This is a genomic window from Amycolatopsis thailandensis, assembly GCF_042723255.1.
Taxonomy (GTDB): Bacteria; Actinomycetota; Actinomycetes; order Mycobacteriales; family Pseudonocardiaceae; genus Amycolatopsis; species Amycolatopsis thailandensis.
In genome coordinates this window covers 1-10,546 of record NZ_JBHXJK010000208.1, presented here as the reverse complement: position 1 = coordinate 10,546, position 10,546 = coordinate 1, and the positions used below count along the sequence as shown (strand labels likewise).

Here is a 10,546-nt window from a genome sequence, read left to right as displayed (position 1 = left end):
CAGGTCTGACGCGTGTGAAGGCCCCCTTCCTTGCGCCTGGCGCAAGGAAGGGGGCCTTCATGTACCGCCAAAGCGGCTACCGGACCGAGCGCTCCTTGTTGGCGCGCGCGGAACGGGTGCAGACCTCACCGACGTCGACCGTCTGGCCGCGGTCGATGTAGACGTCCGCCAGCCCGACGAGCTTGCCCTTCGGCGACGTACAGGTCAGCTGGTACGCCTCCTTGGGGCCGTAGGTCGGCGGGATCGGCGCCTGGAACGACACTCCGCCGGTCCAGTCGTCCACAGTGGACGGGTTCGCCTGCGCGTAGTTGACGAGCACGGCCCGGTAGTCCCCAGCGGGCGGGTCGTACAGGATCGCGTGCTCTTCCGTGGTCGAACCGTTCGCCGACGACGACACCATGTTGCCCGCGGCGTCGAAGACGTACAGGTCCCAGTCGGTGTCCTGGCTGGCCCACTTGACGTCGACGCTGAACTTCCCGTTGTCCACCTTCGGCAGCCCGTCGACGTGGAACGTGAAGCTCTCCGACGTCGGGTCGGTCGGGTAGTTCGTGTTGGTCGCGGGGACGCCCGCCGGGTTGGTCACCGGGATGTTCGCCTGCACCGGCCCCTGCGGCTCGCGGCCGTAGCGGCCCGCGACGTAGGGACGGGTCGACGGGTTGATCGACCACGCGAACCGGCCGCCGGTCGAGGACAGCGACGAGTTCAGGTTGTCGGTCACGTAGATCGGCGGCTTCGTCGAGCCGTCCGGCTGCACCACCGGGGCGGTCGGCGTCTGGAAGGTCTTGTGCAGCTTCAGCTGGTGCCCCTTCGGCGCCGTGCCGATCAGCGTCGAGTGCGCCGCCGGGTCGGCGGTGTTGGCCAGCATGTCGACGAAGGCCGCACGGTTACCACCCTTGCCCGCACCGGCGGCGGGGGCGACGCCGGTGTACTCGGCGACGACACCGGCCTGGAACGGCGGGTGGAACTCGGTGTTGCCGATCTCGAAGGTGAAGCCCCAGCCACCGGTGGCCCAGTACGACCAGTCCTCGGTCGAGCCGGTCGTGTCGTAGAGCGCCCACGACGGCTGGCTGGTGTATCCGTTGCGCGAGGCCATCTTGTCGCCGAGCGCCTTGTACGCCGGCTCGTCGAGCGGCGGGCGGACGGCGGCGACACCCGGGACACGCAGCACCAGGTTCGAGAAGGTGTGCAGCGTGATCAGGTTGGTCACCTGGCGGTTGGACACGATCGAGCGGATGTTCTGCGTCTCGGGCTCGGAGAACGGGCCGGAGCCGCGGAACGTGTCGCTGCGCCACAGGGTCGACGCGCCCGCGCCGCCCCAGAAGCCCGCGTAGTTGCGGTTCGGGTCGGTGCCGCGTTCACGGCCGCCGGGGTTGGCCTTGCAGACGCCGGTCGCGAATTCCTTCGGCGAGTCGTTGACGTTGCAGTTCTTGCGCTTCATCTCGTAGTCGAAACGCGAGAAGTCGCCCTTGGGCTCGGCCTCACGGGAGATTTCGAAGCCGTCGGCGTTGACGATCGGCACGATGATGTTGCGCGTCCGGCCGACCAGACCACGGATTTCGGCGTTGTTGCCGGTGTAGCCCTTGACCAGCTCGATCGCCCATTCCATGGCGTGCTCGCCCGCCGGCCACTCCCGGGCGTGGTGCACGCCCATGGTGAAGTTGACCGGTTTGCCGTCCGTGATGTTCTTGACGTCGGTCGCGATCTCGAGACCGACGACGTCACGGCCTTCCCAGGTCGGCTGCGGCAGCGTGAACGCCGTGACGAGCTTGGGGTTCTTGCGGGCCAGTTCCTTGACCTCGAACTGGTAGTCGTAGAGGTGCCGGTAGCTCGTGCGCCCGGACGGCAGGGTGGAGCCCGGCGTCTTCGCGGCGTACTCGCGGTCGGTCTTGGCGTTCTGGATCGACCTCGCCGAGAGGTCGGCGTCGACCACCTTCGACTTGAAGCCGTTGTCCGCCAGTGTCTTGCGGTCGGCGTCGTTGGCGAGGACGACCTCGACGCCGGTGGCGTCGGCCTTCTCGGTGACGTCCAGCCCGAGCCGGAGGAGCTTGTCCTTGTCCTTCTTGGCCGGGGTCTCGACCCGGACCAGTTCGGCGCGCTGCGGCGCGGGCGCGGCGCCGGTCGGTGTCCCCTGCGGCGTGAGCGCGAGGAAGTCGACCCCCAGTAGCGCGTCGCGCGTCTGCCCGTCGTACCGGCAGGTCTGCACGACCAGCTTCTGGCCCTTCTTCACGAAGCCTTCGGCGAGTTCGTGACTGCGCAACGCGGCGGACGCGGCGACCACGGCACCGGTCGCCTGATCGAAGACCGCGAGGTCCCAGTCCCCCTCGGCGCCGCCACGAGGCGCGAGCCGCGCCTGCAGCAGACCGTCTACTGTGGACGTGAACTCGCGGCGATCGGTGCCGGACGTGCCCGGCTTCTGCAACGAGGCGAAACAGGACCGCGGTACGGCCTGATTGGCGCGCACCACGTTGTCCGCGGCCCCCGCCGTCGTGGCCGACGGAAGGGCCACGAAGGTGCCGGCGAGCACCAGTGTCGCCGCCGTCCATCCCGCTCTTCGCCGGTTTGGTGAATACCCCACAGACTGACCTCCTTGGACAGTCCGGTGACCGGGTGAGGTCACCGGTAGCGAGACACTAGACCCGGGACCCCGTCCGAGGGACCCGCCACAAGTCGTCTGCACCCCTTTCGGCCCAACGATCTCACCGAAAGTGCAGGAACGATCACCACGACCGGACACCGTAGAATGGGACTTCCTGTCGATTCCGACAGGAAGACCTAAGAAAACCTTCAGGTTGGACGGTTACCTTTCCACCATGACGACGTCCCAGGTCACCGCCAGGTCCCCGCTGGCACTGCTGGCCGCCGTGGGCTCGGTCGCCGGCGGCGCGCTGCTGATCCTGCTGTTGCAGGTCCTCCCCGCCACCAGCGGCATCAGCCCGGTCCGCCGCACCATCAGCGAGTACGCGCTGAGCGAGAACAAGTGGATCTTCGACGTCGCGGTCCTGCTGGTCGCCATCGGCTCGGCGATCGGCTTCGGCGCGCTGATCCGCCGTAAGCACCTTCCCGCGCTGTCCGCGGCGTCGGTCTTCTGCGCGCTCTGGACGGTGAGCCTGGTGGTGATCGTGGCGTTCCCGAAGAACAACTGGGCGATCGGGCCGAGCACAGGCGGCACCGTGCACCGGATCGCGAGCGTCGTGGCCTTCGTCTGCCTGCCGCTGGCCGTGTGGTTCGCCGCGAAAGCCGTTTTCCCGGCCTCCCCCGCTCGCCGCGCGGTGACGCGGGTGCTCGCGCTGGCCGCGCTGGCCTGGTTCGGCGTGATCCTCGGGGCGATCGTGGTCTCGATGAACGGCGGCAGGCCGTGGTGGCAGGCGATCCCGCTGGGGCTGGTCGAACGCGCGATGGCGCTGACCGGGCTGATCGCGCTGGCGTCGCTGCTCATCCCGGCCCGGGTGGCGGCCCCGGTCGCGGAAGAGGCCGAAGCGCTACGGGTCGCGTCCTGACCGCCGAACACCTCGCCCGTATCGCCCGCGGCTGGGACGAAGCCGCCGACGGGTACGAGGCCTACTACGTCCCCCGGTTCGCGCCGTGGGTCGACGCGGCGGTGCGGGCCCTTCCCGCGGGCCTGCCCGACGGCCCCGTCTTCGTTCCCTGCTGCGGGACCTTCCCGGAACTCGACGCGCTCGCCGCGCGATTTCCGGGCCGCGAGATCGTCGGCGTCGACCTGTCCGCGGGCATGGCCGCCAAAGCGCGAAAGCGGGCCGCGGGCAACGAACTCGTCCATGTCGTCGAAGGCGACGCCTCGGCACTGGAACCGGCCTCCGCCGCCGCGATCGTCTCGGTCTTCGGGCTCCAGCAACTGCCCGAACCCGACGCCGCGCTCCGGTCCTGGGCAGGCGCGCTACGCCCGGGTGGCCTGCTTTCGGTCGTCTACTGGCCGCACAGCACCGAACCCGGCGGGCCGTTCACGGTGCTGTCCGACGTCCTCCGGGAACGCGTCCCGGCCGGAGACCGCTCCTGGGAAGAGCGGCTCGTCCCCGCACTGAGCGACTTCGTGCTGGAACGGGACGAACCGTTGTCGTTCCCGATGGTCCACCCCGACGCGGACACCTTCTTCACCGCGCACACCCGGTCCGGGCCGATGCGGCCGCTGGCGAGCATGCGCGGTGAAGGGTTCATCGCCGCGCTACGCGAGGAGTTCCTGCGAAGGGCCCCTGAAGGGGAATGGCGGCACCGTCCGCTTGCCCGGCATATCGTCGCGCGGGCGTGAACTCGTCCTCGTCGGCGTCCTTGCGCAACCGCGCGGTGCAGACCGAAAGGTGCACCACGTTGGCGCGCTTGTGATGGCGGTACACGTGGACGTCGGTGGCGAAGCACGCCGCGGCGAGCAGGGCCCGCCGCTGTTCGATGCGCTCGTAGCCGACCCCGGCGGGGCAGAACACGGTGACCTCGACTTCGTCACCGCGCGGTTTGGTCCACAGGATCACCGGCAGCTTGCCGTCGAGCGTGCACACCCGCGCCCGGGCGAACCCGGTCCGCAACCGGTGCTGCACGACGATCGAGCGGAGCCTGTCACGGAGGGCGCGCCGCGCCGCTTTCCAGTAGAACAGCCAGTTCGCGACGCCGAACAGCACGACCGCGGCCCAGATCGGGCCTGCCGTCTCGAACAGCGTGAACAACGCGTACGGGAGGACGAGCAGCGCACCGATCTCGTACCGCCAGTGATAGAGGGCGGCGAACGGGTTCGGCCGCCTGACCACCGTGACCTCCCTGGCCAGCTCGGCGATCGCCTGGGGTTCCTGCCAACGGCTCATGACCTTCCTCCTGTCCGACCGGCGGTCTGTTCGGCGGCCACCGCCGCCGCGGGAATGGAGCGGACGACACCGGCACCGGCGCAGTCCGGGCAAACGGCGTCTTCGTAGGGCCACCACCCCGTGCCGCCGCACGGTTCGCACGCGTGCACGGTGTTCCAGCGGGGATCGCGGTAGACGCGGCGCCTGCTCCCCTGGACGCGGATCACCTGCCAGCCGCGCGAGGCGGCGCGGGCGTCTTCGCCGGTCGCGAAGAGCCATTCGCGGAAGCGCTGAAGAAGCCGATCGAACCAAGATCGGGGTGTTGACGTGTGGTTCTCGTGGTGGGACATGGAGTTCACCCCCGATACTGCGGAGCGCGGACTCGGGTCGGCACACACGACGCCTACTCCGGCATTCGTGTGGCCCGCAGACGGCTCGAGCCGGTTCGGATGCGCAGCGTCACAATCAGATGGCTGACAGCATCCGCTTTCCGGTCGTGCCCGGGTCGCACCGGCCCTGGCCGCCGGGCGGGTCGCGCACCCTCGGACCTGGTACAACAGGTCCCGTCGCGCCCTTTCCCACGTTGTGACACGACGTTGACCGACGCGCCAGCGCGGTCCGATTCGCTTGCTGTACTCTCGCCGTTGTGTGCACGTTCAGTCACCGCCCTACATTGCCTACCCGAGGTAGGTAAGCCCGTGTCTAGTGCCTACATGAAGCCTACATCGACCGGGGGACGGCCGGTAAGCCCCGATGCGGAAACCGTTACCGCGTCGGATGTCGGCCGTGAGCTGCGAAGGCTGCGCAAGGCCGCGGGCGAAACGCAGGCGGAAACCGCCAGGATCATCGGCGTCACCAGGGCGAACCTGACCCAGTGGGAGACCGCCAAGTACCTGCCGTCGGCGCACAACGCCCGCCAGCTCGACGACCACTTCCGCGCCGCGAACGCGCTGTTCAAGCTGGTGGAAAAGGCCCGATCACCCCAGGAACACGCCGCGCCCGCGGCCGGCGACGCCGGCGTCGTCGACACTTCCCGTTCGCTGCTCCAGGTCTTCCACACCGTCGGCGCGAAACTCGCGGAGCACCTGATCCACGACGCCGACGGCAAACCGCTCGGCTGGCGGCACAACCTGCAGAAGAACACCGGGCCCAAGGCGCTGAGCACCGCGTACGGGATCAACACGATGCTGGTGGTAGGCGATCCCTACATCGACCTACACACGCTGTCGGAGGATCTCTACCGGCTGCAATCGGCGCACGGCTGGCGAGGGCGCGCCGGGGGCAAGCGACCGGAGACCACCGCGTCGGTGGTGGACGCGCTCTTCCGCACCAGCACCTTGTCCGCCGACGAAGGGCTGGAACGGCTCGAAGGGTCGCTCGACCCGTACAGCCGGACCCGCCCGTACCTGTTGTCCGCCGTGTTGCACACGGCGGTCCGGCTCCGGCCGGACGCCCCGCTGACCGACCGGCTGATCGACGCCCTCCTGGCGGCCCGGCTCGACTTCGACGGCTCACGCCTGTGGCCCGAGAAGAACGAAGCCGGACTCGTCGCCCCGGAGGCCTCGGTGGTCCACACCGCGCGGTCGGTCGTCGCTCTGCGGGACGTCCTGCGCAGCCGTGAAGATCGCAACGACGTCCGTGAAGCGGCCGACGAAGCCACACAATGGCTCATCGACCGGTCGCACTCGGACGACGGCGTGGCCGAGGACCTGGAAAGGCCCCGGCCCGACGGTGAAGGCACGACCCGGATCATCATCCGCCACTTCACCGCCGCCTGGGTCGTCCAAGCACTCGCCAACGCCCCCCGCCTGCCCCTCCCCCGGCTCAACCGGGCGCTCGGAACCCTTTGGGAGCGCTACGACGCCGATCAGGGGCTCTGGGTCTGGGGCAGTGGCGACCTGCCGATCTGGCAAACGCTCGACGCCGTCACAGCCCTCCGCGCGGCCGCCCTCGCGGTGGCCGTACCCCCGCTCAGTCCTCCAGGAACTCCATGATCGACTCCCCGCCCCCGACCCTCGTCGCCGCTCCGGCCGGCGAGGCGGACCTGACCTGGCTGCGCATGGTGGCGCACCGGGTCCAGGACGCCCCGGGCGCATTTCTCGCGTGGCTCGAAGAAATCCTCGGCGACGAAGAAGCCGTGCGCGCCGCGGCGAAACGTTCCTACTGGCATCCCAACGGCTTCGCCAAAATGGTGCTGCACGCCTCGGCCGATTTCCGGATCCGGCTCCACGTCTGGCCGGAGTCCGAGGAACCGTCCCGCGGTGAATCCAATCCGCACAGCCACCGCTGGGAATTCGCCTCGGCCATCGTCGCGGGCGAAGGCCTGCACATGGTCGAATACCGCGAAACGACCGAAGTCGGCAAGGCGCACGACCGGTACCGCTACGGCGCCGATCCGGCGAACCCGGCCGCGTTGCTCGCGGACGGCGAAGCCCGTCTCGCGGTGGAAAAGACTCCGCACGTCCGACGTGGCGACGTCTACGCGTGCGACACCACCGTCGTGCACACCGTCCGGCCGATCGCGGCGGGCCTGACCGCGACGGTGGTGATCCAGGGCCCGCACCGCACCGGCACCACCGTCGTCTACTGCGAACCCGGCCAGACCGACGACCAGCCCAACGGCGAACTGACCGAAGCCGACTTCCGCGACCTCGTCGGCGCCGTCGCGAAAGCGGTGGCGTCATGCCCCTGATCCGGCCCGCGCCGCGCCGCGGGATCCTGACCGACAGGGCGATCCGGCGCGCGCAACGGAACGGGGAACTCTCCGTCACCCCGTTCGACCCCGGTCTCGTCCGCCCCGCCGCGATCAGCCTGCGGCTCGGCCGTGAGGCGTTCGCGCTGGAAACGACCGGAACCGTCGACATCGCCGACCGGAGCACGTATCCGGAACTGCGACCGAAGGAACTCGACGCCGAAGGCAGGCTGCGCGTCGAGCCCGGCGAGGTCGTTCTCGCGCCGACACTGGAGAAAATCGGGCTTTCGGAGAAACTCGCCGGGCTCGTCGACGGCACGAGCGACTACGCGCGGCTCGGGATCAGCGTCGTCCTGTGCGGTCAGGTCAGCCCCGGCTTCGGCAGTGAGAAAGGTGCCGTGCTGACCCTGGAGATCGTGAACCACCTGCGGCATCCGGTGCTCCTGCACCCCGGCACCCGGATCTGCAACCTGATGCTGTTCGCCACCACCGGCAGCGACCAGTCCTACGGCGCCATGCCGAACAACTACTCCAGCGACCACACCGTCGCCCCGTCCCGATTGGCGGACCATGTCGGTCGTAACTGAACTCTCGCCCGTCGGCGACGGCGTCCACCTCGGCGAACTCGGCGAGCACGCGATCCTGGAGCACATCCTGCGGCCACGCTACGGCGGTGTCCGCGGGTTCGGTGACGACTGCGCCGTCCTGGACGCCGAAGAGGGGCTTCTCGGCGAACTGGTCGCCACCACCGACAGCTGCCCCACCCCGCTGGTCACCAGCCTGGGCGAAACGGATCCTTACCACGCCGGCTGGCTGCTGGCGACGATCAACCTGTCCGATCTCGCGGCGGCCGGCGCCACCCCGCTCGGGCTGGTCGTCAACTACACCCTGCCGAAGACGACCACGGCCGGCGAGTTCCGGCGGCTCCTCGACGGTGTCGACGACTGCGCGAAGACGCACGGGACCAAGGTCGTCGGCGGTGATCTCCGGGACGGACCGGTCCGGCAGCTCACCGCGACCGCGATCGGCCGGTGCGTTCCCGGCGGCAGGCTCGGGCGCGCGGGCGCCGCGGCGGGCGATCGTCTGCTGCTGGTCGGTTCGCCCGGCTACCTCTGGGCGTACGCGTTGCTCGTCGAAGAGCAGGCCCGGCTGCCCGAGGCGATCGTCGCCGGGATCCGTGAGCGCGCCTTCCGTCCGATGGCCCAGGTGGCCGCCGGGAAGGCACTCGCCGCGGCGGGGCTGGCACGCGCGGCGATGGACGTGTCCGACGGCCTCTTCCCGACCGTGCGGACCCTCTGCGGCGCCAACGGTCTCGGCGCGCGGATCAGGACGGACATCCACCTCGACGACGCGCCCGCCGAAGTCTGCGCGCAGTCGGGGCTCGGCCGGTTCGAGCTCGCGCAGGCCTGGGGCGACTGGACGCTCGTGGTCGCCGTGCGGCCGGAAGACGTCGAGCTCGCCAGGAAGGTTCTCACCGAGGAAGGCGTCGCGGCGCAGGAGATCGGCATCTTCGCCACCCGCGAGGAAGGCATCTCGCTGGACGACGGTGAGAAGACCGAGCCTTGGAACGGGATCGCGCAAGAGCGGTTCTCGCCGAGTTCGTGGCATGGCGGCGACCTTCCGAAGCTGATCACCGAGGTCCTCGGCAGGCGCGCGAGCTGATCGGCGGGGCGCGGAAAAGTCCATTCCGCGCCCCGCTTTCACCAAAGGGCGCCTCGACGGACATTGACAGCGTCGGCATTAATGCCGTTCGGTGATTCCATAAGATCACGTAGAGTTTCCCGCTCACCATGGAAACACGTCCGAGCGCGGAACACACCTGTCGTCACGCGTGGCCACGAACCCCACCGGGAAGGGACGAATGGACCAACCACCAGGAAATCCCCGCACCCGCCTGTCGCCGTGCGTCAGCAAATCGCCGGTTCGCCACCCTTGGGAACACCCATTCGGCCCAGAAGCTTCCTGCTAGGATAAAACATAGGATGTTTGGCCGGATTTTCCGCCACGTGAGCATAATGTCCATTGCGCATACGGGGGTATCATGAAGTTGCGTATACTTGGCCGCCTTTCCTTGACTTCGAACGGTGTTGACTACACGCCGACGGCACCCAAGTTGCGACACCTTCTCGCTTTGTTCATGATTAATTCCAACGAAGTCGTTTCGGTGGACTGCTGCATCGACGAACTGTGGCCGACGGACCCACCCAAGAGTGCTTTGTCGACGCTGCAGACCTATACCCTGCAACTACGCAAGATCCTCCGGTCCATCCCGGCGAGCGCCGACTCGCCCGACGCGACGCTCGAATTGCGCACCAGGCACCAGGGTTACCAGCTGGTGGTACCGAAGGAATGCCTCGACAAAGAACTGTTCGACAGGCAGGTCGAGGCGGCACGGGAAGAACTCGGCATGGACAACGTGTGCCGGGCCGCCACGTTGTTCCACTCCGCGTTGCGGTTGTGCGAAGAACCCGTCCTCACCGACGTCCGGATGGGCCCGTCGGTGGCCGCCTACCAGCTGGAAATCAAAGAGACCAGGTTCAGCGTCCTCGGCGAACGCATCGACGCGGATCTCCGGCTGGGACGGCATCGGGCGGTCATCGCCGAACTGCGGCAGCTCACGGCCACCCATCCGATGGACGAGAACATCCACGCCCAGTTGATGGTGGCGCATTACCGCTCCGGCCAGCGCGCGGAATCGGTGATGGTGTTCCACCGGCTCCGCCGCACCCTCGCCGAAGACCTGGGACTGGAACCCAGTCCGCAGACGAAACGGCTGTTCGAGGCCATTCTCAAGACGGACACACTGCTCACGATGGAAGCGCCCGACAGCTTGTCCAGTCTCCGGCTCGCCTGATGGCGGCCGCGCCGTGTCGCGGGCCGAAAGGCAATGGTGTCGTGCTCACGTGTCTGGCGGGTTCGGGTGTCGCGTCCTGCCGGAGCGCGGGACGGTCGCGAGTGACAGGTGTCGTTCTATTGCTACGCAAGGCAAAGGCGGCGGGTTCTACCGCTCGCACGGCCGGACTCGATGTCGCGAAAGCCACTTTCGGGACGTCAGATGTCCCGAAAG

Annotated in this window: 10 protein-coding genes; 7 read left to right on the top strand and 3 right to left on the bottom strand. The window is 68.6% G+C overall.

Features of this window, described 5'->3' with window-relative positions:
- Nucleotides 1–76: 76 nt before the first annotated feature.
- On the bottom strand, nt 77–2,575 hold the full coding sequence (locus tag ACFWMR_RS40715) for a M14 family zinc carboxypeptidase (RefSeq protein WP_378382247.1): 2,499 nt from the start codon (nt 2,573–2,575) through the stop codon (nt 77–79).
- 235 nt (nt 2,576–2,810) lie between these two features.
- Between ACFWMR_RS40715 and ACFWMR_RS40710 the strand changes: the two genes are divergently transcribed.
- Nucleotides 2,811–3,497, top strand: coding sequence for a DUF998 domain-containing protein (locus ACFWMR_RS40710; protein WP_378382246.1), 687 nt, complete (start codon nt 2,811–2,813; stop codon nt 3,495–3,497).
- A gap of 101 nt (nt 3,498–3,598) precedes the next feature.
- Nucleotides 3,599–4,264 (top strand): class I SAM-dependent methyltransferase, encoded by a 666-nt coding sequence (locus ACFWMR_RS40705; RefSeq protein WP_378382245.1) that lies wholly within the window; start codon nt 3,599–3,601, stop codon nt 4,262–4,264.
- Here ACFWMR_RS40705 and ACFWMR_RS40700 read toward each other — a convergent pair.
- Both ACFWMR_RS40700 and ACFWMR_RS40695 read right to left on the bottom strand, forming a co-directional pair.
- On the bottom strand, nt 4,170–4,808 hold the full coding sequence (locus ACFWMR_RS40700) for a hypothetical protein (RefSeq protein WP_093937443.1): 639 nt from the start codon (nt 4,806–4,808) through the stop codon (nt 4,170–4,172). The genes ACFWMR_RS40705 and ACFWMR_RS40700 overlap by 95 nt on opposite strands.
- Complete coding sequence (locus tag ACFWMR_RS40695) at nt 4,805–5,137, bottom strand: hypothetical protein (RefSeq protein WP_378382244.1); 333 nt, start codon at nt 5,135–5,137, stop codon at nt 4,805–4,807. The genes ACFWMR_RS40700 and ACFWMR_RS40695 overlap by 4 nt, the downstream gene beginning before the upstream one ends.
- A gap of 363 nt (nt 5,138–5,500) precedes the next feature.
- Here ACFWMR_RS40695 and ACFWMR_RS40690 point away from each other — a divergent pair, with 363 nt between their 5' ends.
- The 5 genes from ACFWMR_RS40690 (at nt 5,501) to ACFWMR_RS40670 (ending at nt 10,333) form a co-directional block, all read left to right on the top strand.
- Nucleotides 5,501–6,781: a helix-turn-helix transcriptional regulator gene (locus tag ACFWMR_RS40690; RefSeq protein WP_378277865.1), complete on the top strand. Its 1,281-nt coding sequence runs from the start codon at nt 5,501–5,503 to the stop codon at nt 6,779–6,781.
- The gene (locus tag ACFWMR_RS40685) at nt 6,778–7,479 is read left to right on the top strand and encodes a hypothetical protein (RefSeq protein WP_378382243.1); all 702 of its coding nucleotides are present in this window, start codon (nt 6,778–6,780) and stop codon (nt 7,477–7,479) included. Before ACFWMR_RS40690 ends, ACFWMR_RS40685 begins: the two co-directional genes overlap by 4 nt.
- The gene (gene dcd / locus ACFWMR_RS40680) at nt 7,470–8,066 is read left to right on the top strand and encodes a dCTP deaminase (protein WP_378382242.1); all 597 of its coding nucleotides are present in this window, start codon (nt 7,470–7,472) and stop codon (nt 8,064–8,066) included. The genes ACFWMR_RS40685 and dcd overlap by 10 nt, the downstream gene beginning before the upstream one ends.
- Nucleotides 8,050–9,141: a thiamine-phosphate kinase gene (locus ACFWMR_RS40675; RefSeq protein WP_378382241.1), complete on the top strand. Its 1,092-nt coding sequence runs from the start codon at nt 8,050–8,052 to the stop codon at nt 9,139–9,141. Before dcd ends, ACFWMR_RS40675 begins: the two co-directional genes overlap by 17 nt.
- Before the next feature lie 379 nt (nt 9,142–9,520).
- Nucleotides 9,521–10,333: an AfsR/SARP family transcriptional regulator gene (locus tag ACFWMR_RS40670; protein WP_093937449.1), complete on the top strand. Its 813-nt coding sequence runs from the start codon at nt 9,521–9,523 to the stop codon at nt 10,331–10,333.
- Nucleotides 10,334–10,546: the final 213 nt, after the last annotated feature.

Bases quoted from the DNA above. Each gene is read 5' to 3' on its own strand.
- ACFWMR_RS40710 (WP_378382246.1), top strand. From the start codon at position 2,811: ATGACGACGTCCCAGGTCACCGCCAGGTCCCCGCTGGCACTGCTGGCC.
- ACFWMR_RS40700 (WP_093937443.1), bottom strand. From the start codon at position 4,808: ATGAGCCGTTGGCAGGAACCCCAGGCGATCGCCGAGCTGGCCAGGGAG.
- ACFWMR_RS40695 (WP_378382244.1), bottom strand. From the start codon at position 5,137: ATGTCCCACCACGAGAACCACACGTCAACACCCCGATCTTGGTTCGAT.
- ACFWMR_RS40690 (WP_378277865.1), top strand. From the start codon at position 5,501: ATGAAGCCTACATCGACCGGGGGACGGCCGGTAAGCCCCGATGCGGAA.
- ACFWMR_RS40685 (WP_378382243.1), top strand. From the start codon at position 6,778: ATGATCGACTCCCCGCCCCCGACCCTCGTCGCCGCTCCGGCCGGCGAG.
- dcd (WP_378382242.1), top strand. From the start codon at position 7,470: ATGCCCCTGATCCGGCCCGCGCCGCGCCGCGGGATCCTGACCGACAGG.
- ACFWMR_RS40675 (WP_378382241.1), top strand. From the start codon at position 8,050: ATGTCGGTCGTAACTGAACTCTCGCCCGTCGGCGACGGCGTCCACCTC.
- ACFWMR_RS40670 (WP_093937449.1), top strand. From the start codon at position 9,521: ATGAAGTTGCGTATACTTGGCCGCCTTTCCTTGACTTCGAACGGTGTT.